The 26631-nt window shown below is 41.1% G+C and carries 23 protein-coding genes and 2 pseudogenes; 5 read left to right on the top strand and 20 right to left on the bottom strand.

The window, feature by feature from the left end:
- Nucleotides 1-122 (top strand): annotated as a pseudogene (locus ACF8FD_RS02770) (IS5/IS1182 family transposase); the annotation flags it as partial.
- Nucleotides 123-172: 50 nt separating this feature from the next.
- Here the strand turns inward: ACF8FD_RS02770 and ACF8FD_RS02765 are convergent.
- From ACF8FD_RS02765 to kdpA, 5 genes are all read right to left on the bottom strand, one after another.
- Nucleotides 173-886 carry a response regulator gene (locus tag ACF8FD_RS02765; protein ID WP_004692355.1) on the bottom strand — a complete coding sequence of 238 codons (714 nt, stop codon included), beginning with the start codon at nucleotides 884-886 and terminating at the stop codon, nucleotides 173-175.
- A gap of 27 nt (nucleotides 887-913) precedes the next feature.
- On the bottom strand, nucleotides 914-3562 hold the full coding sequence (locus ACF8FD_RS02760) for a sensor histidine kinase KdpD (RefSeq protein ID WP_005403696.1): 2649 nt from the start codon (nucleotides 3560-3562) through the stop codon (nucleotides 914-916).
- Between the two features lie 205 nt (nucleotides 3563-3767).
- Complete coding sequence (kdpC, locus tag ACF8FD_RS02755) at nucleotides 3768-4370, bottom strand: potassium-transporting ATPase subunit KdpC (RefSeq protein WP_392453097.1); 603 nt, start codon at nucleotides 4368-4370, stop codon at nucleotides 3768-3770.
- Nucleotides 4371-4389: 19 nt separating this feature from the next.
- Nucleotides 4390-6432 carry a potassium-transporting ATPase subunit KdpB gene (gene kdpB / locus ACF8FD_RS02750; RefSeq protein ID WP_005403695.1) on the bottom strand — a complete coding sequence of 681 codons (2043 nt, stop codon included), beginning with the start codon at nucleotides 6430-6432 and terminating at the stop codon, nucleotides 4390-4392.
- A gap of 11 nt (nucleotides 6433-6443) precedes the next feature.
- Nucleotides 6444-8168, bottom strand: coding sequence for a potassium-transporting ATPase subunit KdpA (gene kdpA / locus ACF8FD_RS02745; protein WP_039908909.1), 1725 nt, complete (start codon nucleotides 8166-8168; stop codon nucleotides 6444-6446).
- A gap of 313 nt (nucleotides 8169-8481) precedes the next feature.
- On the opposite strand from kdpA, the pseudogene ACF8FD_RS02740 reads away from it, so the two are divergent.
- A pseudogene (locus tag ACF8FD_RS02740) lies at nucleotides 8482-9204 on the top strand (undecaprenyl-diphosphate phosphatase).
- A 47-nt stretch (nucleotides 9205-9251) separates the two neighbouring features.
- Here ACF8FD_RS02740 and ACF8FD_RS02735 read toward each other — a convergent pair.
- From ACF8FD_RS02735 to ACF8FD_RS02690, 10 genes are all read right to left on the bottom strand, one after another.
- Nucleotides 9252-10187, bottom strand: a complete 936-nt coding sequence (locus tag ACF8FD_RS02735) for a hypothetical protein (RefSeq protein WP_004692362.1) — start codon at nucleotides 10185-10187, stop codon at nucleotides 9252-9254.
- Between the two features lie 141 nt (nucleotides 10188-10328).
- Nucleotides 10329-11402 carry a YqaJ viral recombinase family protein gene (locus tag ACF8FD_RS02730; protein ID WP_005403691.1) on the bottom strand — a complete coding sequence of 358 codons (1074 nt, stop codon included), beginning with the start codon at nucleotides 11400-11402 and terminating at the stop codon, nucleotides 10329-10331.
- 84 nt (nucleotides 11403-11486) lie between these two features.
- The gene (locus ACF8FD_RS02725) at nucleotides 11487-12524 is read right to left on the bottom strand and encodes a DUF932 domain-containing protein (protein WP_004692365.1); all 1038 of its coding nucleotides are present in this window, start codon (nucleotides 12522-12524) and stop codon (nucleotides 11487-11489) included.
- Nucleotides 12525-12612: 88 nt separating this feature from the next.
- Complete coding sequence (locus tag ACF8FD_RS02720; protein WP_004692366.1) at nucleotides 12613-12912, bottom strand: hypothetical protein; 300 nt, start codon at nucleotides 12910-12912, stop codon at nucleotides 12613-12615.
- Between the two features lie 114 nt (nucleotides 12913-13026).
- Nucleotides 13027-13407 (bottom strand): hypothetical protein, encoded by a 381-nt coding sequence (locus tag ACF8FD_RS02715; protein WP_004692368.1) that lies wholly within the window; start codon nucleotides 13405-13407, stop codon nucleotides 13027-13029.
- Between the two features lie 11 nt (nucleotides 13408-13418).
- Nucleotides 13419-14000, bottom strand: a complete 582-nt coding sequence (locus ACF8FD_RS02710) for a hypothetical protein (RefSeq protein ID WP_004692370.1) — start codon at nucleotides 13998-14000, stop codon at nucleotides 13419-13421.
- Between the two features lie 17 nt (nucleotides 14001-14017).
- Nucleotides 14018-14278: a hypothetical protein gene (locus ACF8FD_RS02705; protein ID WP_002126044.1), complete on the bottom strand. Its 261-nt coding sequence runs from the start codon at nucleotides 14276-14278 to the stop codon at nucleotides 14018-14020.
- A gap of 614 nt (nucleotides 14279-14892) precedes the next feature.
- On the bottom strand, nucleotides 14893-15855 hold the full coding sequence (locus ACF8FD_RS02700) for a hypothetical protein (RefSeq protein ID WP_005403688.1): 963 nt from the start codon (nucleotides 15853-15855) through the stop codon (nucleotides 14893-14895).
- 42 nt (nucleotides 15856-15897) lie between these two features.
- Entirely contained in the window at nucleotides 15898-16899 is a 1002-nt protein-coding gene (locus ACF8FD_RS02695) for an inovirus-type Gp2 protein (RefSeq protein WP_039908907.1), read from the bottom strand.
- A 463-nt stretch (nucleotides 16900-17362) separates the two neighbouring features.
- The gene (locus ACF8FD_RS02690; RefSeq protein WP_039908906.1) at nucleotides 17363-19168 is read right to left on the bottom strand and encodes a hypothetical protein; all 1806 of its coding nucleotides are present in this window, start codon (nucleotides 19166-19168) and stop codon (nucleotides 17363-17365) included.
- Nucleotides 19169-19343: 175 nt separating this feature from the next.
- Here ACF8FD_RS02690 and ACF8FD_RS02685 point away from each other — a divergent pair, with 175 nt between their 5' ends.
- Entirely contained in the window at nucleotides 19344-20288 is a 945-nt protein-coding gene (locus tag ACF8FD_RS02685) for a hypothetical protein (protein ID WP_005403685.1), read from the top strand.
- A gap of 94 nt (nucleotides 20289-20382) precedes the next feature.
- Here the strand turns inward: ACF8FD_RS02685 and ACF8FD_RS02680 are convergent, their stop codons facing one another.
- Entirely contained in the window at nucleotides 20383-21264 is an 882-nt protein-coding gene (locus tag ACF8FD_RS02680) for a hypothetical protein (protein WP_004777874.1), read from the bottom strand.
- A 185-nt stretch (nucleotides 21265-21449) separates the two neighbouring features.
- On the opposite strand from ACF8FD_RS02680, the gene ACF8FD_RS02675 reads away from it, so the two are divergent.
- Nucleotides 21450-21722, top strand: a complete 273-nt coding sequence (locus tag ACF8FD_RS02675) for a pyocin activator PrtN family protein (protein ID WP_004777872.1) — start codon at nucleotides 21450-21452, stop codon at nucleotides 21720-21722.
- On the opposite strand, the gene xerC is transcribed toward ACF8FD_RS02675, so the two are convergent.
- Nucleotides 21706-22854 (bottom strand): tyrosine recombinase XerC, encoded by a 1149-nt coding sequence (gene xerC, locus ACF8FD_RS02670; protein WP_004692382.1) that lies wholly within the window; start codon nucleotides 22852-22854, stop codon nucleotides 21706-21708. The two genes, ACF8FD_RS02675 and xerC, sit on opposite strands and share 17 nt — an antisense overlap.
- Before the next feature lie 133 nt (nucleotides 22855-22987).
- On the opposite strand from xerC, the gene dusA reads away from it, so the two are divergent.
- Nucleotides 22988-24010, top strand: coding sequence for a tRNA dihydrouridine(20/20a) synthase DusA (dusA, locus tag ACF8FD_RS02665; RefSeq protein WP_058952347.1), 1023 nt, complete (start codon nucleotides 22988-22990; stop codon nucleotides 24008-24010).
- Between the two features lie 62 nt (nucleotides 24011-24072).
- On the opposite strand, the gene ACF8FD_RS02660 is transcribed toward dusA, so the two are convergent.
- From ACF8FD_RS02660 to ACF8FD_RS02650, 3 genes are all read right to left on the bottom strand, one after another.
- Nucleotides 24073-24582, bottom strand: coding sequence for a hypothetical protein (locus tag ACF8FD_RS02660; RefSeq protein WP_392453095.1), 510 nt, complete (start codon nucleotides 24580-24582; stop codon nucleotides 24073-24075).
- Nucleotides 24583-24646: 64 nt separating this feature from the next.
- Complete coding sequence (locus ACF8FD_RS02655; protein WP_392453094.1) at nucleotides 24647-25756, bottom strand: DUF695 domain-containing protein; 1110 nt, start codon at nucleotides 25754-25756, stop codon at nucleotides 24647-24649.
- Between the two features lie 99 nt (nucleotides 25757-25855).
- Nucleotides 25856-26623, bottom strand: coding sequence for a ThiF family adenylyltransferase (locus tag ACF8FD_RS02650; protein ID WP_010325913.1), 768 nt, complete (start codon nucleotides 26621-26623; stop codon nucleotides 25856-25858).
- Nucleotides 26624-26631 lie beyond the last annotated feature (8 nt).

Genomic DNA, 26631 nt, shown 5'->3' with positions numbered 1-26631 from the left:
TATTTGGCAACCTGAAAACCTTCAAAATCCTTGCTGAGCGTTATCGAAATAGATGTAAAAGGCTTAGTTTGAGATTCAATTTAATCGCTGGAATCTACAACTTGGAACTGAGCAAAAAATGATTTATGAAAGAGGTCTAATTACTCATGTAAAATAAATGGCATATTTAATATTAATAAATCTTCAAAAATCGCAAACCCACTCCCGGTTCAGTAATAATATATTTAGGCTGCACAGCATTATCATTTAACTTCACTCTTAATTTAGCCACCAGAATCCGTAAATAATGCGTATCTTCTTGGTGCGTTGGCCCCCACAGCTCTTTCAATATTTGCGGCTGAGTAATCAATTGGCCTTTATTTTTCGCCAATAAATTCAGCAGCTGATATTCTTTGCGTGTTAAGGAGAGCAATTGTTGATTTAAAAAAACCTGCCGTTTGGAAAAATCGATTTTTAATACGCCATCATCAAAAATTACAGTATCAACAGTACTATGCTGGTGCTGCCTAAGCAGTACACGAATGCGCGCCACCAGCTCCTGAACACTAAACGGCTTGGTGACATAATCATTTGCGCCAGCATCCAGAAGCTTCACTTTTTCTTCTTCATTTGCCCGCACAGACAGCACTATCACTGGAACGTGCGACCATGTGCGAAGCTCAGACAAAACCTCATAACCATCCAAATCTGGCAAACCCAAATCGAGGATCACTAAATCTGCGCCTTGCAAAGCTAGGAGTTCCAAACCCTTTTGGCCATTTTCAGCCAAAAGGGTTTTATAGCCTTGCGCTCTGAGTGCTATATCCAAGAATTTTCGAATCTGATTTTCATCATCAATAATCAAGACATTGGTCATGGAGCTGGCTGATTCATTCTGTTCTGGCATTTTCCCACCTAAAAGCTGCTAGATGCTTTAAGTAATTTGCTGAATAGGAAGCTGTATGCGGATACATGTTCCTTGATTGTTCTTGCCTGATGATGCCATGATTTTCCCCATATGCGCACCCACAATCGCTTTCACAATCGTCAAGCCCAAGCCTGTACCATATTGCCCGCGGTCACCGCGCTGCATGGTATAAAACATGTCAAAAATGCGTTCCCGCTCACCTTCCGGGATACCCTGCCCCTTATCAGTTATGGCAATTTCGATCTCATTTTCATTCACCTGCTGCACCTCAATCATCACAGCTTTATTCTCTGGTGAAAATTTTGCGGCATTTTCCAGCACATTAAAAATGGCCTGTTCAATCAAGGCGGCATGTACAAATAAACTCAAAGATTCTTGAGGCGCATGCACTTCAACCAATGCATCTGGCATATAACGGTTTAAACGGCGCACTGCTGAACCGATCAGTTCATCAACTCCAATCCAGTCCCGCTTCAAGCTTAAGCCTTCATGGCCTAAACGGGTCATATCCAGTAGGTTTTGAATATAGCGGTCTAAACGTTCCCCCTCTAAATGAATCGCTTCCAGCAAGCTGTCCTGATCATTTTCATTCATGGAATGGCGGTAAGTGCTCAAAGTATCCGCTGCTCCAATCATCGACGCCAAAGGCGAGCGTAAATCGTGCGATACGGATGATAATAATGCCGAGCGCAATTTTTCCGTTTCAGAATTCACATTGGCTATTTCCAAAGCCTTGGTCAGCTGGGTGCGGAAAATCGCCTGCGCAAGATACTCTACCATGAGTTCAGCGAGCTGTTTTTGCTCCGTATTGATTACTGCTTGCACATCTTTAAGTTTCAACCCCACCACGCCTAAGCATTGCTTGGAAGCCAATAAGGGCAAAAACCACCACTCATTTTCCGTCAAGGTTTGGGTAAAGCGACCGGACGGTTGATGGTTTTTGAATGTCCAATCGGCTGAAATTTTTTCTTTATTACTCATGATAGTGGATGATGCTTGAGTTGCTGCAGTATCTGGGAAATACAGCCAGACATCTGCATTGAGATTTTTACTCAGGCTATGTTCAGCAATCTCCTTGATTTGTGCCAAATCTAATGCTGTGGACAGCTTCTGCCCTAAATCCTGCATAATGCTGTTATAACTGTTCGCCGTTTTGAGTGCAGTCACCTGTTCTTTCAAACGTGACGCTAATCGGCTCGAAATTAAAGCCGCGCCCAAAAATGCAACCACGGTGACAATCCCCTGATGTGCAGAAATCTGAAATGTAAATTGCGGGGAAATAAAGAAAAAATTATAAGCTAGAAAGAATAGGATGGCTGAAAAAGCTGCAGCCAGCATCCGTGTTTTTGATGCCACAAAAACCACAGCGGTGATAAAAATCACCGAAAGATCTTCAATCCCTAAATACTTTTCCCCTAAGCTTGCAATCACAATGCTGATGACCGTGGTGGCTAGTACGTACTGTATTTCTCTCAGCGACAAGAATGCCCTTTGAGTGAAAAAGGACAGATGCTTATTCTCTGCAATAATCGGCACAATACTGAGTTCAAAACTGGGCCGGTATTGCAACAACTGATCAATCAAATTGAGCCTTAAATTCAGCGAAAACTTTTGCGGAGCCGCTTGTGCTAAAACCAAGGTTGAAATGCCGCGGTCCATCACATAATCAAATAAAGTTTTAGCATGTTGCTGGCCGTGAAGGACTTCAGTCATTCCGCCCATTTGACGCGTTAAGTTTAAAGCCCGTTCAATTTCACGGCTTTGCGAGTTTTCCTGTTTATTCATGATTTGCGTATCATGAGAAAAAGCAACAACTGTCCAGTTTGCCGCACGATGCTCGGCAATACGGCATCCAGTCCGAACTAAAGCTTCAGAATGCCCTTTGCCATCAATCATAATTAAGACATGATTTTTTAAGGGAATTTGAGCAAGCCCTTGAATGGCGAAATTTTCGCGTACATCATTATCAACATAATTGGCCACAGTTTGCATTGCCAGTTCACGCAGTGCCGTTAAGTTGGAGCTGTTGAAAAATCGCTGCAAGGCCTGTTCGGCCTGCTCAGGCACATAGACCTTTCCTTGGTTTAAGCGCTCCAACAGCTCATTTACAGGCAAATCAATCAAGCGGATATCTCGAATCCGTCCGAATACCCGGTCTGGCACGGTTTCAGTGACACGAATCCCTGTTATTTGATATATCACATCATTCAAACTTTCCAAATGTTGAATGTTCATGGTTGTAAAAACATCAATTCCAGCATCTAATACTTCATTGATGTCTTGCCATCGTTTTTCATGACGGCTGCCGGGCATATTAGTGTGGGCAAACTCATCCACCAAAACAATACTGGGCTTTTTTTCCAAAACAGCATCCAGATTCATTTCCTCCAGATGCTGCCCTTGATATTCAATAGCCTTGCGCGGAATAATCTCTAAACCAGAAATTAAATTTTCAGTTTCTCTACGGCCATGCGTTTCTACATAGCCAATGACGATATTAATACCCTGCAGCGCCAGTTCATGCGCACGAACCAGCATGGCAAAGGTCTTTCCCACGCCCGGAGCTGCGCCTAAAAAAATCGTCAGCCGCCCAGACTGATAACGCTGTGTATGTTGCAGCAAAACATCGGCTTTATTGGTTCGTGGATCAGTCATAGAAGTAATCTTTATTTATTGCTTTAAAAGATGTTTTTAAATTCATTTAAATGCGTCTAAAGTCAGCTTGGCTATTGCTGGGCAATATGGATGCCACCGTTGGGCGGAGGTATAGAACATCCCCTCGCCCAACAATCGTATATAACTTAATTCAGATTATTCAATAGCTTTCAATCACTATATTTTAATCATCAAGCCATTCATATCACTTCCCGCCCCGATCCAAAGCCAAATTCAATTCAAGCACATTGACACGTGCCTGCCCTAAAATCCCAAAAATCGGCTGAACCGTATGCGACTGAATCAGTTTTTCGATATTCTGTTCAGGCATATGCCGTGCATGGGCAATCCGCTTCACTTGAATCATGGCTGATTGCACGCTAATTTCAGGGTCGATGCCGCTGCCTGAAGCGGTGACCAGATCCGCAGGAATTTTAGATTTTTCAATCTGTTCCTTCGCTGCGATTCGATTCAGCCGTTCCTCTATGGCTTTCTGCAGTTCAGGATTGGTTCTCGCCATGTTGCTTCCGGCCATCGCCATAGGATCATAATTTGCGGCAGATGGACGCGGATGGAAATATTGAACTTGGGCAAAAGGCTGTGCCACTAAGCGTGAACCGATCACTTGATTATTTTCGACAATCAAGCTGCCGTTGGCTTGTTTTGGAAAGAGCATTTGTCCTAAGCTGGTTGCAGCAGCACTATATACAAAGCCGCATAAGCCTAGAGCAATGATGGTCATTCCAAACGAAGCGCGCAGTTTCTCACTCCATGATGAGTCTGCCAATTGATGATTTTGCATATTCACTTTGTCATCCTCAAAAAATTTATAGGGCCAAGATTGGACTGATCAGCAGATCAATCGCTTTAATGGCAATAAACGGTAGCAGCACCCCGCCCACACCATAAATCAGCATGTTGCGGCGCAATAATTGGGTAGATGTCGAAGGTTTGAATTTCACACCGCGCAGTGCAATTGGAATCAGCATAGGAATAATGATCGCATTAAAGATCAGCGCAGACAGGATGGCACTTTCAGAACTGCCTAGTTGCATGACATTTAACACATGCATTTGCGGAATTGCCGCGACGAATAATGCCGGCAAAATTGCAAAATACTTTGATACATCATTTGCCAAGGAAAAGGTGGTTAATGCACCGCGAGTAATCAGCTGCTGTTTGCCTATTTCAACCACAGATAGCAATTTGGTTGGATCAGAATCTAAGTCCACCATATTGCCTGCTTCTTTGGCTGCTTGCGTTCCCGAGTTCATGGCTAAGCCAATATCTGCTTGAGCCAACGCTGGTGCATCATTAGTGCCATCGCCGACCATCGCGACCAAGTGCCCTTTGTTTTGCTCGGTTCGAATACAAGTGAGTTTATCTTCAGGTTTGGCCTCAGCAATATAATCATCCACACCAGCTTCGGCAGCGATGGCCGCTGCTGTGAGCGGATTATCTCCGGTCACCATCACAGTTTTAATGCCCATTTCACGTAAGCGCGCAAATTTTTCTTTAATGCCTTGCTTAATCACATCCGATAGTTCAATCACCCCCAGCAAATGATGGTCTTTGGCCACCACCAGCGGCGTTGCCCCTTTTGAAGCTACTTGTTCTACGCGCGCTTTCAGTTCGGCATGATTTTCAAGGTTTTGCGAAGCGAATTTAAGAATGGCATCCATAGCGCCTTTACGCACTTGATGACCATCCGCCAAGTTAAGACCTGAAATGCGTGTTGAAGCATTAAAAGCGATAAATTCAGCCTGTTCAGGCTCGGCCACTCTTTCACCTTGCTCTTTGGCCAAAGCCACCACCGATTTACCTTCTGGTGTTGGATCGGCCAAAGAAGTCAGTACCGCCGCTTGGCGAAGCTCAGACTCCGTCACTCCTGTTAATGGATAAAAAGCGGTCGCCTGACGGTCACCGTAAGTAATAGTTCCTGTTTTATCGAGTAGTAAAACATCTATATCACCTGCAACTTCAACCGCCTTGCCTGATTTGGCAATCACATTGGCTTTGAGCGCTCTGTTCATCCCTGCAATCCCAATAGCTGGCAATAAGCCGCCAATGGTGGTTGGAATCAAGCAGACCAATAGCGCCACCAATAAAATCGGGCTGATTTCCATATTCAGGAAATGTCCAATCAACGGCAGGCTGACCACGACGATTATAAAAGTCACAGTCATCACGGTCAGTAAAATACCTAAGGCAATTTCATTCGGTGTTTTTTGACGGTTTGAGCCTTCGACTAAAGCAATCATTCGGTCGAGAAAGCTATTCCCCGCCTCTGCGGTCACTTGCACGATGATCCGGTCTGTTAAGACTTTGGTTCCGCCAATCACCCCAGATTTATCTGTGCCCGCTTCACGGAGTACCGGCGCAGATTCACCTGTTACTGCAGCTTCATTGATCGTGGCAAAGCCCTGAATTATTTCACCATCTGCGGGAATCAATTCCCCTGCACGCACTTCAATGAAGTCATGCATGTTCAATTCAGCCGCTGAAATCTGCACCCCATCCATATCATCTTTAGAATGGATACGGCGCGCCGTCAAATTCTGACGAGCTTGACGCAGTGATGACGCCTGTCCGCGGCCTTTGGCTTCAGCAACCGCTTCGGCATAATTGGCAAAGAGAACCGTCACAAATAAAATCAACGTCACCAAGAAACCAAAAACCAAACTAGATTGACCTAGAATTGTACTGATCAGTGTAATCAGCGTGCCAAGCCAAACGATGGCCATCACTGGATTTTTAATCACATGCTGCGGCAGCAGTTTAATAAAAGCATTTTTCCACGCTTCAGCTTGAAATAAGGTTGAAGCTATGGTGTTTTGCTGTGTTTGAACAGCGTGTTTTGAATGATTCATTGTACTCACCCTTAACCTTGAACCAATAACAGATGATCAGCGATTGGTCCCAAGACCAGGACTGGCATAAATTGCAATAAGGTCAACATCACCACAATTGCGATTAACGTTAGTGCGAATGTTGGCGTTTCAACTTTTAAACTGCCACTGCTTTCAGGCGCTTGGCGTTTAGCAGCTAAACGTGCAGCGATGATTAAAGGAATAATCAAGGTCGGGAAACGGCCGAGCAATAAAGCGATACCGCAAGTGACATTCCACCATACGGTATTGTCTGCCAGCCCCTCAAAGCCTGAGCCGTTGTTGGCAAATGCAGAGACATATTCGTACAACACTTGGGAAATGCCGTGGTATTGTTGATTGCTGTTGCCCGTCAATTCAGGGAAAAATACGGTTATTGCCGTTAAACCAAGAATGACAATGGGTTGAATCAGAATCACCACAGCGAGCAACTTGATTTCACCGGCTTCAATTTTCCGTCCAAACAGCTCTGGAGTACGCCCTGTCATTAAGCCAGCAATAAAGACCGCTAAAAACAGATAAATAATGAATTGCTGCAAACCACAGCCAATTCCGCCCCAAATGGCATTGATCAGCATATTGGACAATTGCACCATGCCTGTGAGCGGAGCAGATGAATCGTGCATCATATCCACAGACCCGTTATTGACTTGGGTGGTGACCGCTGACCACAAGGCAGAAGATGCTTCGCCAAAACGCACTTCCTTACCTTCCATGACTGAAAGCAATGTTGACGTCGATGAAAGGCTTTCTGACCAGATAGCGCTGACTGCGGAAATGATCGACATCAGCAGCATCGAAGCAAAGACAAAGCCAGCGAATTTGGCACGTTTGGTGAAAAAGCCCAGCATGAAAATCACCGAAACAGGGATCAGTAAAATCGCAAGCATTTCTAGAAAGTTTGACAATGGTGTCGGATTTTCCAAAGGTACACTGCTGTTCGGACCATACCAGCCACCACCATTGCTACCTAATTGCTTTATCGCCACCATTGGTGCAACTGGGCCTAAAGGTATTTTTTGCGCTGTTAATTCGCTGCTTTGATCGATGACTTGAACTTCTGGTCCGCCTTGAAAAGTCGATGGCACACCTTGGCTAGTGAGCAGCAATGACCAAACCATGCATAAAGGAATCAAAAAGCGGAATGTCGGACGAATCACATCAGCCCAATAGTTGCCGACATCAATTTGCTGCACTTTATGCTTAAAGCTGGTTTGCTTATCGGTTTCAGAAAGCACATTGGATTGTTTATAAAATAGTGCTCGTACTGTTGCCACCACCATTGCGAGCCCCATCATCGGCGTGATGATCTGCAAGCCGACAATGCCAACCATTTGCGATAAATATGACAGTTGCGCCTGTCCTGAATAGTGCTGCTGATTGGTATTGGTCAAAAATGAAATCATGGTATGCAGCGCCAAATCCCATGACATATTCGGTGCATGGTTTGGATTCAGCGGCAGGCTGGCTTGAACCATAAATAGAATCCAAGTCACCAAACCGATCACCGCACAGCTCATGACAAAATTGAATGAATAGGTTTTGACATTCATTCCCCGTTTGGGATTGGTTCCTAAAACCGCGTAAATGGGCTTTTCAATCCAATTGAATAGAGGATCAATTTTCATCTCGCGGTTGTGCATTATCGCTGCGAGGTATTTACCCAAGGGATAAGCCAGAACAAAGACGATGGCTAAAAGCAAAGCAAACTCTAACATGGCATTTCACTCCTATGTTTCAGAGCTGAAATCTGCTTAAAGAAGTTGAAATAAGATATATTTTGATTGTTTTGTACAACGCAATTTTTTTGATGCTGTACCTGCTGATGCGCGTGAATGACCGCACTCATGTTTTTCATCCTAAGCATTGGGATATTCCACTATCTAGTATGAAAAATAAAACCGTAAAGTCTCTATCCATAACTTTGGATGCCGCGTAAAGAAAGCGTAAAAATTTGGCTCAGTGAATTTATAAATGCAGAAAAATATCTTAAAAGTGATGGCTATTATTATTCTGTGACTCACTTTATTTATGGATATAATTTCAGTACTTAAAGCCTTATTTTTAGGTTTTATAGAAGGTTTAACGGAGTTTTTACCCATTTCCAGTACTGGTCATTTAATTTTATTTGGCCATTTAATTGATTTTCATTCAGACTCAGGCCGTGTCTTTGAAGTTGTCATTCAACTGGGCGCAATCTTAGCCGTTTGTTGGCTCTACCGTAAAAAAAATTATTAATCTACTACATGGTTTTATATCAGGTGATTACCATGCGAGACGTTTTGCGATAAATGTCTTCATTTCATTTATTCCTGCAGTAGTGATCGGAGTTATAGCTGTTGATTTTATTAAACAAGTTTTATTCAGTCCTTCGGTTGTGGCATCTGCACTGATTATTGGTGCACTGTTAATTTTTGCTGTAGAAGCTAAAAATTTTAAAGTCCAAACCATTGAGGCAACCAATATTGGATTCAAACAGGCCATTGTTATTGGTTTGGTTCAATGTCTTGCGATGATTCCGGGGACTTCACGGTCTGGTGCAACCATTATTGGTGCCGTTACTTAGACATATTTCGCAACGTTGATGTTTTAACTTCAGAAAATTTATTGAATATTTCCGTAGGCTTTGTAACCGCATTCATCGCAGCTTTGCTTGTGGTAAAAGCCATGGTTAAATTTGTAGAAAAACATACTTTAAAAGTTTTTGCTTGGTATCGCTTGGTATTAGATTCAATCATCTTATTTGTTTTTTAATACAAAAAAAATAAATTAAAGAGAACTCGCTGTTCTCTTTAAATTTTTTAATTTACAATCCTTACATTCTGCTTCAAGCTTTTCTGAATCTCTTGTACAACACCCTCTCCCTGATGGGACTTAAGCTCTGATTTAGATTTATTTTTGATTTCAGTTTGTACCGATTCAGACTCAAAACCCTTATCATTATAAAACTCTTCAACCAAATCTAGTCCCTCCTCAGCATTCACCTCAAATCGTGCATTACCATAACCCTGCCGTGCCATTTGATCTAAAGCAGCCTGATTAAAACCACACAACTTACTTTTCTGGTCAATTTCCTTCGCTGTTTGAATCGCCTCTTGTAAATGAATGCCATCCCTGAGCGTTAAATCCACGTAGTACACAGGTTGACGATAACTTTGCGTTGTACTCTTTCCTCGCAAGGTCAGCTGCAGTGGCAAGCATGAAAGCAACCCATTTGATGCTGCATGGTAGTAGCTCAATCGTGCAGCCAACGTACGTATGCTGTTAAAGCCTGTTGTTCTAAAAATGAATGTACCAAATTCATCCGACTCATCTAAATTGACATGCAGGCGTCCATAAGGCTTACAGTGCCCGCCTTGTCCAAGTGGGCATAAGTCGGGGGATGGGCAAGGATGTTGCTCTACACCTTGTGATGTCATACGTTGACAGGTCTGACCATTCCCCACACAAATCGGGCGACCTGTCTGTCGGTCAAACAAGCTGTACTCGGCACGTAAGTTCAATTCAGGATCATTGAAGATCATACGCACAGGAATGCTACGCAGCTTTTGATTCGGTGCTTGACTACGCAATTGCTCATCCAAGGGGTGTTTGACCCAACCATCCTTGCCTTGTATTTGACTGGTAATGGTGAACTGATCGTCTTTCTCAGGCAGACGCTTGCCATTCTTTTCGACTACACGACCAATACTGATCCGGCCCAAGATGGGTGGTGTGATTGCTAGACCTTTAATCATGTTGAAATTCCTCTCGTATAGATGTTGATGTTTAGATGTGTTGCACTGTTTGCTAAAAATGAAATCGGTATAAAAATCCCATGCAGGACTGCACGGGATTTCAGGTTTTTTCTTGCTGAGTGATTAACTCTAAGCTTTGAGCTAATCGTGATAAATGTTGAAACGACGACTGCCTGCTTTCTGCAATGGGTATTGTTGGATGAGTTCAGGTTGGTGCTGAAGTAAGGACTTGGTATCTAGGCTAATACTGTCCTTGCTCTTTTTCCATGTCACTGAACCTTGCTGAAATACGGCACGTTCATGTTCCTGCATCAGTGCCTGAACACGGTGTTTGAGTAGATCAAACTGGCTTTGGTGTTGTTCAATCTGCTGTTTTTCCTCTATCAACTGATCAAACAGTTCATTGGCAAGTTCGACCTCCGTTAGGTCAACACAGCTCAGTGGGGTATGTTCAGGATAGAGCTGTTGTAAAGCTTTGGCTGCCGATTCACTGGCATCCACTGCTGGTGGAACATCATTTTCAACACATTCCCAAAACAACCGTTCCGCCTGAATGATCTGTTCAATCAAAGCTTCATTACGACTGACTTTGTAGATTTTGGTTTCCTGTCCACACAGCAACACACAAATATGTGCCGCTTGCTTGCCTGTCACCGCCAGTTGATGTTGTACCTGACATAGCACATACAGAGGAACGCCCTCCTTCCATAGTTTGGCGCCATATTCTCCTGCAGTTTTACATTCCAGTATTTGCACGTCTTCATTGCCCACTACGGCATAATCCAAGTTCGCCAACATAAAGGCTTTGTCAGGATCAGGGTGTTGCAGCACCGCATTGACCCGACGGACTTTATTATTGGTGTGCATGCTGTAGTATTCTGCGACCAAGGGTTCTAACTGTTTACCCCAATATAAAGGTGCGTGTCCTGAGCTTTCATCATCAATATTCTGCTGTACCCGTCCTGTTTTGATCATCCACAGTTCCAGCATCGACATATAAGGATTTATGCCACAGGCGGCTGCGGCATCACTGCTGCCTATTCCCTGCTTACGCACTTCCAGCCATGCCTGATAGTCCAGTTGTTTGGTGCTGATCAGACGTTTGGCATTTAAACTACGTTTTGAACCTGATTGACTTTGTTTAAGCTTGTCATTGGCTACAGTTGGGAAATACTGAGATTGAGACGTTACTGCTGGGTTTATAATCTGATTCATGGATTTAACCTTCTATCATTGATTTTAAAACGGCATAAAAAAGCCACATCCGAAGATGTGGCAAAGAGGGATACGAGATAAAATTTAGGCTGCAAGATATAAAGCTTGCTCCAATCCACGTTGTTTCAATGCTGCCCCTGCACCAAACCATGCCGAATCGAGGCGGTGATCAGTACTCATTGCTCGACGTTCATGGTCGACAAACTCGGTGATCGCACAAAGTAGTCCATAGGCGGTGTCTTTGGCTGAAGATAAGTCTGCTCCACGTCCCTGCCCATTAAACATATTCATAACTTTGGTCATGGCACGTCCATTCGGTTCAGTTTTATTGGGCTGTGGATTGGCTTGAGACGCGACATTACGATAGTACTGAATAATGTTATCCTCCTGTTCCATCGCACTTAGGCTATTGTTGTTAAATACCGCATCAAAATAAGCTGCTGCTTCTTTCTGAGTGACTTTACGTTGGGTGAGTTGTTTCATTTCATACATGTGGTCGTACCATGTTTTCACTGAAATACCGAGTTGATCTTTGACTTTATCGGCATCAAACTTGGTACTGTGCGGTACTTTGACCACACCTGCATTGGAACTCTGCCCTCGTAAGGCAATGGCTAAAGTGTTGTTACACACCACACGGATATTGGTGAATTGTGCGGTGGTCGCCAACGTACCGTCACATGCGGTTGCCAGCAGAATATAGCCATTGCTGACATCTCCACCTTTCAATTCTGCAGTTTGGCCTGTACGTGCCAAGGCCCAGAACTTCTTCCCACCTTTTAAAACACCTGCGGTTTCCAGTTCAAAGCCTGATTGCTCAGTCAGATCACGGTAGAATTCCAGAATCTCCATCGGCTGGACTTCTTGATAACGCTGACTGACTACGGATAAAGGAGCATGGGTATCTGAACGGTACAGTACCCGTTGTTCTTCATACGGCATAATGATGCTTTGTCCACGATCATTTTTAGCCATGTAGCTGACATTGGATGATTCAATACGCCAATCCATACCTGCTTGCTTGGCCCAGACTTCAATCGGTTGGTTTGGGCTAAGTTGATTGCCTAGACCATGCCACGGGGTTTGTCCGACATAAGCCATTTGTTCAATTTGATGTGCCATTTTGATTATTCCTAAAAAGAATGTGTAATGTGATGTTTTAAAGAATCGATTTATTCAACGATGTACCAGTGCAATGGCTGAGAAGTGATTACCTCGCCCATGCAAACTGTTGTTGGCAATCCAAGCAGACATACTGCTCGGCATTGCTGTAATATTTTTCATAGCAGTACTGACTGACAATAACCAATACACCACCCACCACAACACCGATGGCTGCGCCTGTAAAAGGCGGGAATCCTGCCTTTTTGGCAAGCTGCATGCCGAACAGCGCCATCTGTGTCGGTGAAATACAGCGTTGCAGTTGTTCGAAATAGTTGGCGTTTGCATGACTTGAATCAGTCTGTCTGACATGGGTGGATTGACAATAGGGGCATTGAATTAAGGACATTGAATATTCCTTGTTAAATGAATTGGGTACGAAAAGCTGAATTGAGGGCATAAAAAAAACCGTGCCCATTGAGGACACGGTTTGATTTAAATTTTACTTTGGCGAGGAGAGTCGCTATTGAAAGCTATAGCTTGCAGTGCCTTTATCTGTTTCGACATCAACCTGCACCACATTACTATAGCTACAGTCTGTTAATTTCAGTCTTAAACGTTGCCCCATCTTAAAATGCTGCGGATATTCCAATGATCGACGATAGCCTTCATAACGGCATTGTCCATGATTGACAGAAACATCGCTGACATCGATAGGCTCTGCACTGTTAGAACGGATCGTTAATACCGTAGCGGATTGATTTTGGGCATACCAGTTACTGGTATCAATTACATCGAGTTCGACCGTAAACGTGTTTGGATCAAGGCCAGCATTACAGCCACTCAACATGATGCCTGTCGTTGTAGTCACTGCGAGGAGTAAGGGTTTTAAAAGTTGCTTCATCAAGTTCATCCTTAACAGTAGTTATAGCTCACGCCATAATCGCCTGTATTTAAATCAATACTGGCCAGATGGATTTCACAGTCTGTGCCGTTATCAAATTTATAGACGTAGTAGCGATTACCCGCTTGCTCCGACTCCAGTGCGCCATGTTCTTGCAAGCTAAAGTCTTGCACTGATTTGCCTGTATCTTTTGCGGCTTTGGCAAAGATATAGCGCTGATACTTGTCTATATTGTCCTGCTCAAATTCAGGCAGTTCATCATAAGGCAGCATCGACAGTAAGGTATCCACCGCCTTAAGGTTTTGATCAAACTCAAAACTCAGCAATTCAGGTTCATGATCTGATGGACTCAGACGCTTGCTTCCCGTGGTCAATTCTTTGACATCGATGCCATCCACTTCTGCCGCTGCAATCACAGTGGATACTGCTTCTGAACTGGCGGATTCTAAAGGTTGTGCAGAGCTGACCTCAGAAGTACTGGCTGGAACCGTTTTTTCAGTTGTGTGTTTATGGCTAAAGAAGTAGAAGCCTGCGATGCTGATCAAGGTCAGGGCTAAGATTGCCGCCAAGCCCAATATGGTTTTTTGAGTCATTTGAATGTTCCCCTCATTTAGTTGGGCACAGTGACTTGACCATTCTGCGCATTAAAGTGAACAAAGCGTGGACAACCACCTTGAAAGTTCACCGTGAAATTACGCCAACCACGGTTGCCAGGATTGGTTTTATAAAGACATTGATAAACCCCACCGCCTGTATGACGTGCTTGAACAAGGTAGGATTCACTGGCTTGTGCAAACCAGCCTGCCTGCGCCAATGATGCGCCTGCAAGTAGTGATGAAATAAGGGCAGTTTTTAGGAAAGTTTTAAACATCATCATTTTCTCTTTTTTATAGGCATCACTGGTCTTGGTCTTAATCAGACGCAGTGCTCCCCATGCATGAATGTTAGAATGAATATCTATGTTTTTTTGAAGTGTTATAGACGATAAAGCACACAAATCTATGCCCCTCAAAAACAGCATGAGAGATTCATCTTCATATCGGTAATATGTACTTAAAAAAGTTTTATTCTTAGAAAGTGATCTACACAGCAATGTATGAAATACACAGCATCAGGTCACATTACCCCTGTGGTGTAGATCGAGCACACACATTAAAAAAGAGAAATATAAAAGACGGTCTTGATGTAAGCGCATGGCGTACTCCTTAGGTATAAAGAAGTTTCACCAAATCACTGCTAAATGATGGTGGCGAAACAGAAGACGGGTTAGCAGACTGATACCTAAGAAATCAGCACGTCCGAAGACGTCCCCCCTCCCGTTCCGCCGCAGAGGGGGTACGTAGGGATACCCACCAAAAAGTTAGACTTTTTAGTGTACTTAGGTAAATGGGTCTGCTAAAACCCGCTGACGATGTAGGTCAGCAGTCTAAGGATAATCTGCACGCTGTAGAGCGTCAAGCAAGTGCAGGACTCTGATATAAATTTTCAGCGCTGTACAGGTGCTCCATCAAACCATTTAAATCCTTTAGGGTAAATGCAGATTCTATTCGGAAGCCCAAACTGCCCCGTTTGATTTTCAGGCATTTCATTTAATGCACCCAAAGGACAGCCCGCTTCTTCTTGCATAATCCGATCAATCCTCAGCGCTTTTTGTGCATCAGTATCGGAAAGCTGATGATGCATTTCTGGATAAACGCATGTGCCCAGATATCCAGTAACCCTCATCCAGTGCTCTCTGATATCCTGACAATATCCAAGTGGACCAGAATAGAGTGATCGGTTAAAGCTCACATAAAAGTGGATCACATAACGCTGCTGAACATCATCCCGTACAATTTGATAAAAGCGGTAAATGGCTTGTGTTCTATACCAATACTCAGCCGCTAGACTTTTTTGGAAATTTGATAAAAATCGCTCTAACTGTCGCAAATCGATAATTTCACTTCCCCCCTCATTTAGACTTAGTTCCAGTTTTAAATCCGCTGCTTCGGGATAGATCTGGCTTGTATTACGGTAGGATTCTCTCAACTTTTCAATCCGCTTCTCGTAGCGCTCATTCAGCTTATGCATTTCTTCAGTTAAGCTGGTGCTTTCAAACAGCACTCTCAGCCGCTTTACGATCTTATCGATATAAAAACCAGCACTTCTTTGCGCCGTGACCTCAAAGAACCGAATCTGCTCTTCCTGTAATACACTGCAGTAAGCCTGAAAGAACTTGTCTGCCCAAAAGGAAAAAGACAAATACTCATGAATGCCAACAGCCATCATTCTGCGCCATGCTGAAAAATAACCAGACAGTTTCCGCTTGAACTCCTGATCTATATTTTTTTGATGAGCATCGTAATCAGTACCTTCTGGAATTGGAGCAAAGCGAATCATTTGGTAATGCTCTAAAACGTCTTGTTCTAATCGGGGTGCTGTAACAAACTCTAACTCTGAATGGCTCATGTGTTGTCCTATGAATGAATTGATTTCATAGAACTGGCATGTTCATAATTTTTTAAACCAAATCTCCTCTTCCAGCTTTGCTAAAGCGGTCTGCGCATCCCATTCTTTGATTCTTCTATTTTCTTCTGTATCAGGTATTGGGCGACCATGATGCTGATAATCCCCCTTATAAAACGTTTTACGCCCTCGTGGTTTAACCAATAACGACTGCTCGTATTTATCAGGGTCACTGAGATAAGCAACTGCACCCAAAGCATTGTTGCCTTGTTCGGGTGTCGTTCGACGAATATCTCCAATACCTAAACGACCTTGCTTCTCGTAGTTGTCTTTATTCGCTGTCGTGTTGATGTTCCGCCCAAAACCCTTATCGAATGTGATTTCCTTCCACTTATCGATCACTCCCTCAGCAATTTTATAATCACTCTGATGCTTCGATCTATTAATCACCAATGTTAAATGAGCATGAAAGCCTTTGGTTATACCCTGCTCCAGTGCGATCGCATAGGTCAAAAGTGCATCAAAATATCCATTCTTATCAGTGATCAAATCACGTAGTTTTCCGATATGCTGATAGAAGTCATTTACAGTAATTTCACTCATGCTGTCCTTGCTATAGCTCAAATCCACTCTGATCACTAGAACCGAATAATACCCCTTAATTGCGCCTTCGAACTCCTCAAGTAATGCCACTCGATTCAACTCTTTCTGTCTCGCAAAGCTTTTGATCTCATCACGTATCAGCCCTCGATGCGCATGCAGGATTCGTCTTAATGCCTTAATTTCCCCTATTGAAAGCCCTGTCAGATATTCAGCAAAGCTAAGCATGCCACGTTGGCTATTGACGTATTCAGTAACTGCAATAAACGCCCTAAGCGATGCTGCATACTCAAGCCCTTCTTGTTTAAACGCTTCAAATGCGCAATACAAGCGTTCTAGGTTGAAAATGAATGCTTCGTCTGAAATATCAAAATTAAGACATACATCTACAAAGCGATGAATGGTATACATCACCCCTGCCTGATCATCTAAATCCAATGGGAACACGTTGAACTTCCTTAACTATGATTCACGTCATAGTTAAGCAATCGACTTATTTTTTTAAAAAGTGTTTTTATCTCAAGTAAGGACAAGTCATCCACTATCCGCATTTATCGAATAGTGCTCTCATTCTACATGGACTATTGGTCCCTATCATCATGCATATTGGGTATATATTCATATCTGCATGACATGTCTAACTGTTCTTGTTATCTGTATGAGTAACAGTGATTGTATTGATATATCTAGTATTTATAGTTCTATACGCTACAGTCATTAATCTATTATTAGTATTAATCTCTATATATTAATAATATATAAAACCGTCTTAGCGTAAAAGCAATAACCATAGCCTAGCTGACCAGCAGAATTTCCAGACCTTCGGCTAAGCTAGGCTTTTTATATATTTTAGCGTTACGATAGTTAGGTCAGAAAAATGGTTTTTTCAAAAAAAACTTAGCGCAAAAAACTATTCGAATAATGACAAACAGTGATGATGCAGCAGTCCGTAATCTTTAAGTTCTGCCAGTGTTGGTGAAATGTCTGTTATTTGCTGTGTAGGAAAATCAAAGCGAGTTCCATCCTGAAAGGGTTCTTGAAACGCCAATTCACTTAAGAAATACCTGTTAGTTTCCGCATGCTGATCAGGGACAAAGCAACAGCTGTATGTATTCTGTATAAATGACCGAGGTAAAATCCTAAAAGGCGTCACTATTTCAGTTGCATTTACCAACACCCTTTCCAAACTACTTTTAGTTGCACTGAGCTTTTGGTCAATATCAGAATGTTTCCGCATACATTGCTGAAAAAAATAAATTTGGTTATATGCAATTAGATCCATAAGGGCCATTAAAAACTGATGAATTCTGGACTGCTCAGCATTTAACTTGAAGGTGATCATTGATTCAATTTTATCAGACTCATTTTTTAGCGTCATATCCTCTTTGATTGTTTTGATTTGAGTCGCTTGCAATGAATACGGATAGAGAAAGTCTGTGCACCCTAAACGCTCAAAGCTTTCATCATCGATTACTACTGGGTTAGCTTCTTTCAGCATTTTAAAAAGCGATTTATTCTGACTGTATATCTGGCAGCACCACTGTTCAAGCAAGCTTTGAAAAAGACCTAAGCGGTTGTTCATCCCGCTGAGTTTAGTATGCTGGATAGATGCTAAATGACCCAAAACCGCCTCATCCTTCAAAATATTTTCATGCGGCTTTAAATAAAACGTCGCTGATAATGGGTTCTCTGGATGTAACCGCTTTAGCTCGACATAATGATCATATAACTTCATTATTTCCTGCTGTTGTAACAAAACATAATTTGCATAACCTACAGCATCACGAGACCGAAGAATAAACGGTTTCATCCAGCACAAAGGATCATGTAACAAATAATAGTTTTTGCAATTCAACACCTTCAAGCCAACACCTGAATCTTCACTTTTAGTGTTTGACAACAAGTCGCTCTTTGGATTCAGCATAGTAAAAATAGAGGCCACTTTCTGAACTTCAAAAACATGCGGCTGGGGGTACTTCAAAATATAAAATTTGCCGTAGATCGCAGCACCCCCCCAAAACCTATGCGAAAGGTTTAAAGCGTATATTGGAGACTCTGTTTGAATAAAACTATTTCGAATTGCGCCATCCGCTTGGCAGCGGATAAATCCGTTTTTTTTAAGCTGCTGTATAGCGCGATAAATAGATTGTTTGCTTAAACCCGTGGCTCGCTCAATTTCACCAATTCCACACCCTATAACAATCCCAAACGAGTCTGCACCGTAAAGCAACCGTAATAAAACAAGATAACTTCGATAATCAAGATAGCAGTCGATCTCTATTTTTTTAGGTGAATTGCTAATACTTATGCCATCACTCTTTATAAATAAAGTCTGAATTAATTTTAATAAAGGGATCTGCCTAACCATACGCTTATTACTATTTTCTAACCATTCAATAGACGTGGCTGAATCAAGCCTTATATAAGTAAGATTAAGTTGTAAATGACGAACTCTAGACCTTTTTCCAGTTTCAGGAAAATCTATTTTTAATATTCCCTGTTGTTCCAACTCATTCAATACACCCCGTAATTTTTTAACCTGTATGCCGATCACTTTTGATAATTCACCGAGTGGCAATGATGTACTTCCGACTCCAAAATTTCTGATAAACGTGATTAATGCCCAAAAAGCATAGGCTGAAATTTGCCCCTCCACCCTTTGATAGAAAGCCATAAATAGCGCCAAAAAGCGCTGTTCAGAATCCTGAATACTCATGCTAAAAATTCCCACACACCAAGTTCTCCTTTGGGTATATGTATTTTACAGCAATAATGATAGGCATGAAATGATAATTGAAATTTGTTTTTTTAACAGTTAATGCATAATTAATATTTACTTAATATTTAATTACTGATATATAAATGTTAAGTAAATATTTATGAATTGTAAAATGGCACGACCACATTTAACCTTAGATAAATGGTTATCGACTGACACGGACTTAAAAAAAGATTTCTTGGATCAAGAGAGCTACATGAAGGAAAGTCTATTAACTGAGCTTGATGAACCTAGCCAAAAGATTGTTTACATATCTACAAATCACCCCCAACCTAGATCACATGAGAATTTAATATCAGATTCTCTACAAAACCCGGCTAGGACATCCCACACAAACGAAAGATTTACAAACCCCCTCATATGTGAGACAACAAATTTTATTATTAAAACTAATGATGAACATTTTTCAATTTTAAAAAAGAAATTCCTTTTATTTAAATACCACTCTGAGAAAAAGAAAGCCAACCGTATCACCAAACAAATAACAATGGACGAAAATATATTAAAACAACTTGAGAAAATTAAAAAAAATTGTAAATTTAAAAGTCTAGATAACTGCTTAGAATTTTTAATTGATGCACATAATTTTAAATTAAGTGAAAAAGATAAAATAATATCAAGACTCAAAAAAGAGCAAAATTTAAATCATGATTATAATTTAAAGCAAGAATTGAAATTTAAGGATGAAAAAATTACAGAACTCGAAAAAGAACTCGTGCACCAAAAAAATATCATCCACGAAAACATGAGCAAATCTGCAAAAGAATTTGAGGAATACCTAATTCAATTGGCTATAAATCAAACCATTGAATTAGAGAAAATTAAAGCTTTTTTAGGCGAGATTAACGAAGCAGATCAACAAAGCATTAACCAAACTCTTGCACCCGAAGCACTTAGCGAAATTGAAACTCAATTGAGAAATGAATGCGCAAAACAAAAGCAATTTTTAACAATCAAAAATCAACCAAATACCAATTATGCTTTAGGATTTGATCAGCATCATCAATATGGCAGTACCGTACAAAATGACGATGAAGTTGTACCAGCTCAAACCTGAGCTAACAGTTACTCATTTCTAGGAGCAAGCAGCAATAGCACACCTCATCCACTTGCTGCCTAAGAACGAGCCCCCCTCATCACCTCAATGATATTCATAATTGAACTTGGATAATCTCTTTCAATAAATCAGGACGACGCCTTAAGTGATTGACCAGCACTTCATCGCAATATGCTGTATTAAATGGGAGTTGCTTTTGCTGTGGAAAATACCGCTCTGGATGCTGTAGAAACTGTTCCCATTTTTTATTTTCATTCTGTAATTCCCTGATCTGGTTTAGATAGGTTCTATCCTGAATTTTAAATGACACACCAAAATCATCATCTTCACAGGTGTCTTTATTTTCGTTATTTTTTCTGGCTTCTGTTAAATCTAAAATTTTCTGTTTATTTGTCTCTAATCTGCTTTGAACCCATTGCAAATCAAACTCTCTAAACTTGATTTGCAGCGTGGGTAAAATCAGTTGTACTGCCTGCGAAGCATTTTTAAATCTGCCATTTTTTTGAGCATAACCAGTTAATTCTGAATAGAATATTTCAAGCTTTTTATGCAACAGCGGCGCATATCGTTTTCTTATATTCAAAATTCCATTGATTCTACGCTTCAAACTCGGGTTATAGGTGTAGACTCTACCGCCTTCATCAACAACCAACTCAATATATTTATTTAATATTTCAGAATATTTCTCATTAATCTGCTGCTGTCTATAATCACGAATCCCCTCTATTACCGTATTAATTTGACCAAGCAAATTCAGCAAGTCCTGTACCGAATACGTTTCACCAAAGAACTGCATTTGGCTATGCTCTACCATCAGTTCAACCAAAAATTCGCGTTCTGACGCTTCAAACTCAGTCTTTGGGTCAGGATCACTTATTATTTTATGTTCTCTTAAAAAACGTCCAGCATGATCCAAAAAGCAATTCAGAATTTCATCCTGCAATTGCTCAAAATCAAGAAGTGTGCAATTTTTCATTTATGAATCTAAATAATAGTTTTCAATATGTTATACCACAACTCTAGTAAAATATTATTTCTAATTATTAGTATTACATAAAGACCTACATCAAAAAAATAAGATTAAGACATAGGGATGGTCAGCCTTACTTCAAAGGTGACCCATTCAAATTAAAAAAGTTTTATGTATGGAATACCCACTTCATGAATTGCTTTCAAATTAATACTACCGAACTACTTTTTATAAAGTATCGTTCTATGACCGTTGAACTAATGACAGTAGTTTCTGACTATTATCCCCACCTCAGCAAAGCCGAAGCACTGAGAAAAGCGAATAATCAACAATTCCCTTTCTCAGTATTCAAAATAGATAAAAGTAAACGTGCTCCATTTTTGGTACACATTAAGGATCTTGCTGCTGTCTTGGATAAGCAATATTCAGAGGCATCCGAAGATTTTGCTACGTTTCATCGATGAGGCGTAGCACCTCCTCCAACTGTAATATATTTCTTCTCGCTTTCACTGATACATAACGCTGTAAACTCCCCCAAGAATCGTGCAAACTTACTTTCTGAATTTCAGGAATAGTAAAACTCTGTTCAGCTAATCGAGTACAGCCTTCATGTCTCAAGTCATGAAATCGTAAATCTTCAATCCCCAAAATTTTACAAGCTTCTCTAAACTCTTTACCCAAACTTTTGGGATTCAAAGGCAATAACAAATTTTCATTATGTCCAAGCTTTAGCATCCGTTCTCGAACTTCTGAATGTTTCAGTCTTTTGATCAGCACCTTACAAGGATCAAGTACATCAAATGACTTATGATTACCTTTAGAACCATTAGGATTCTTTAAATCATGCACTTTCCACGTTGAATGATGTGGGTCATAATCTCGAAGATACAATCGTGTTAATTCAGCTTCACGTCTGCATGAGAAAATTGCAAACCACATAATCAAATGCATTGGGTATTTAGAGCCATAACGATTTAGCTTCCATCGTTCTGCAAAATACTTCGTCAATGCAATCAATTCATCTCTCGAAGGCAGTCGGTCTCTTTTTTGACTGGAGGATATTTGACGTGTTTTTCTTAACTGAGCAGTAGCCTTATCAAAGCTATTTAAATCAATATCCATTTCCCACATAACAGCAGCATGAGAAAGAACACCTCTGATATGTAAAAGCTCATGTTGCAGTGTACTAGTCGCAATAGGTTCAAGATCGAGGTACGGAATTCCACCCTTCCTTAAAGCCACATGCTCGGCCAAATGTACTGATTTTATTTTTGTGATAATATTGCGCGCAATTGGTAGCTTCTTAATTAAGAGCAGAGAATAGCGTTTCGTCCTTCCGTACTCGCTCCCGACTTCATCCAAATATTTATCTATGGCATCTGATAAGGTCAGATCAATCAACTTTTCTTTGCCAAGCAAAATATCAGGATTTTCTTGAATTTCGACTTCTCTTTTCTTAATCCAGTTTTCAGCTAATTTCTTTGAGTGAAATGTTTTACTTTCAGAAAAAGCAGGAAAGCCCTTTCGAGTGATTCGAATCGCAGCACGATAGTTAACTTTACCATCTGCACCTTTCCTTGCTGTAATTGAACCCATAATTTACACCAAAAGCTATTTTTTCTATTATGGTGTAAAATTTGGTGTAAATGCAAACGGATTCACCCACCTAAACACAGGTTCAAACAAATTCTCGCAGGTTGCAGAATATAGATTAAAGGTATGATTTTTAATGACTATTAACAAAAACATTGAAAACACTCAATCTCCGAGAATCAGCGTAGCCCCGATGATGGATTGGACGACCAAAGATTATCGTTTCTTTGCCCGCTTATTTAACCCGAATGTCATCCTTTATACCGAAATGGTGACCACTGGCGCGATTCTGTTTGGCGGTGCAAATCGTCATCTCGACTATAACAATGAAGAACACCCGATTGTGCTACAACTCGGTGGCTCAAATCCTAAAGACTTAGCCACTTGTACCAAAATGGCACAAGACTGGGGTTATGATGAAGTCAATTTAAATGTCGGTTGTCCAAGCGACCGTGTACAAAATAATAAAATCGGGGCCTGTCTCATGGCAGAACCTGACCTTGTCGCTGAATGTATTGCTGAAATGCAAAATGCCGTGGAGATTCCAGTCACGGTAAAGCACCGTATCGGGATTGATGACATGCATTCTTATGAAGAAATGCTACATTTTGTCGATACAGTCGCGAAAACGGGCTGCGATAATTTTATCGTACACGCACGTATTGCCTTGCTTCAGGGGCTTTCTCCGAAAGAAAACCGTGACATTCCCCCACTACGTTATGAAGATGTCTATCGTTTAAAGCAAGAACGTCCAAATCTATTGATTGAAATTAATGGCGGGATCAAAACCTTTGCTGAAACACAGGAACATCTCAAACATGTTGATGGTGTGATGATTGGTCGTGAGGCCTATCATAATCCCTATCTTTTGGCTGAGATTGGTCAATTATGGAATTTGGATCTACCTGATCGTTTTGAAATTATCGACCAAATGCTGCCTTATATTGCAAAGCGTATGCAAGAAGGTGCGCCTTTGTCGATTATCACGCGCCATATTCTTGGGCTATTCCAAAACCTTCCGGGCGCTCGCAAGTGGCGTCAGGCTTTAAGTGGTGGTAATGCCAAGACTTTTGCCGATGTTGAAAATGCAATTCTTAACATTAAAGACGCAATGCAACGCACCGAAGATTATTTAAAAGAACACACTCTAGCTCAGTAATTTAGAACGTTGATCTAAACGAAAAAAGCGAAGCATCTGCTTCGCTTTTTTATGTTTCACCGTTATAGCCGAGTACAAACTTTCACTAAAGCACGCTTGTGTATATTGGTGACACATTTTATTGTTTCAGTCTTAAAATCATAATGATAGGAAATATACTTTCCTGCAATAAGCTCGCTGACAAAGGGTTCTTTTCTAAAGTAAGCCGTAGTTATACAACCATGTAAATCAGGGGTGGCATTTACTTTAATCTGTTCAACAAATTGACTTTGCTGATGAATTTGATCCTGTAATTTTAAAATACGATTCATATTTTGAAATTCTACGGATTGAGCAATCTGTTGTATATTTTTAAAATGACAAGCCTGCGTGACATCATCATGATGCTGATGCATTGACCAAACCAATAATGACTGTATATCACTCATCATTTCTTTGGCTTCATTGACCTGATTTAAAACATAAAAATGACGAACGGTTGAGTAAATAGCATATACAACACCACAACTCAAAATGATCCCTAAAGCCACTATTTTAACATCAAGTTTGGAATGCCCTGAAAGATGAGTCATGGAGCTGCTTTATCCCTTTATATTTTAAAAGTGCTTCAGGCGAACTCTTCTTTTATATAAGAGCTTAACCGGTAAATTTACTCAGAGCACGCCAGTATTTGTCTTTAAACAAACTGACCTCTATTTCAAAGTTGCCTTTATATTTTTCAATCACTTGATCAATGACCTTGGATGGTTTTCTAAACTCTTTACACGCAAAATATATAGTTCTTAAGTGATTACCCGTTTCACGACCTATATTTAAATAGCCATCCACATCCTTAAGCTCTTGTAATAATGCATCTTCTATCAAATCCAGTAGTTCATAATCTGTAGACGCAGGCATACCATTTGAATGCTGACCATCATAGGAGATTTCTATCAGCATCATCCACGGATGTGAGGCTTTTTGATCCCATGTTAAAAGTGTACGATTTAAAGTCGCCAGCAACGGTAGACCTTCATTGGTTTCACCTTCCAAACTGACAAATTCATCGGCATCCGTATTTGAACGGGTAATTTTGTCTAATCTTGAAATTTCACTACTTTTTAAAATTAAAATGTTTTTGAGCAAGTGAATCGGTAGCAATTCTTTTTCGGCATCTTGCTTAGACTGCACAGAAACATTGTCCAATTTGGTAACCGCATCGTACTCGCCCAAATAGTTGTCGAGGAAAATATACACAGCCTGTAAAAACGCATCGTTTTCAGCTGCATTATATTCATCATGTACCACGACCAGATCAATCTCATCGGGATATTCGGCTTGCTGGTTAAAATAAAAAGATAAAGTCTCCTGACTAAACTCATAACCATGCATATTAATCCCGACTTGATGAATATCGCTTTCAGGTTTAAGCGCAGTGAACTTCCACCCTGCAATCTCAGGTGCAGCCGCAATCAGCTCTTCCACAAAAACAATATTTGGAATGATGCCATCGGGGGTAAGAATTAATTCAGCTGTTTGTGGGGTTAACATGCCTGTCAGAAAAAAGATGCCGCTATGAACTTTTTCCAATTCAGGCGTCAGTCGATCAAAGAAATCTCGCTCGATTTCAGTTTTACTGCCTTGATCCACAATGTGATGAAAATGCTGTTGATGCTGCTGAAACCATTGCCAAAATGCAGTATATGCATTTTCATTCGCAGGCATTTTTTGTTTTTGAGAACCCCATAATTTTTTTAAAAAGCTCATTTTTCTTTTCTCTTTTTTCTATTGGTTTCAATCTTTTTTGTGGTCTATGGACTGTATCAATATATCGATGGATACAGTCCAATTAAACCTAAAACAGTCTTATTGTTTCGCTTTCATTCCATCTAATTTTTTCAGCACTTCCGCCACTGCCACCATCGCAAAGCTTGAAGTCACCACCACCGCAGAACCATAGCCACCACAGCGTAGGCCTGCACTTGGACACACATCTGCACTGGAAAATGGATTATCAATCGAATAGACACAGCTAATGCCAAACTTTTCTTTTGGTTTTTTACAAATCCCCATTCCACGCAACTGGGTTCGAAGCTTTGCCAACATGGGATCTTGTTCGGTTTTAGACAAATCAGCCACTCGGATTTTCAATGGGTCGAGCTTACCACCCGCTCCCCCTGAAACAATCAATGGGATCTTATTAAAACGACAGTGCAACATCAGTGCTAATTTAGCTTTGACGTCATCAATACAATCTAAAATTAAGTCTGGTCGATGTTCTAAAATTTCTTTGACGTTTTCTGGGGTCAAATAGTCATCGATCAAATTGATTTTGATCCGTGGATTGATGGATCGGCAACGCTCGGCCATCACTTCAATTTTTTCATGACCTAAGGTCGAACTCATAGCAGGCAATTGGCGGTTAATATTCGAAGCCGCAATCGAGTCCATATCAACCAGTGTTAATTCGCCAACGCCTGTACGCGCTAAAGCCTCGACTGCCCACGAACCTACCCCACCAATTCCGATCACCATCACATGACTTTTTTCATAATATGAAAAGGCCTCGTCTCCATAAATTTTGGCTACACCCGCAAAACGGCGGTCATATTCATCATGTTGCAGATCAGTCATGCGTACAT

Source organism: Acinetobacter sp. TYF_19, from assembly GCF_043105125.1.
Classification (GTDB): domain Bacteria; phylum Pseudomonadota; class Gammaproteobacteria; order Pseudomonadales; family Moraxellaceae; genus Acinetobacter; species Acinetobacter johnsonii.
Note: the sequence above shows the minus strand (reverse complement) of the source record. Positions and strands in the feature narration are given on the sequence as shown.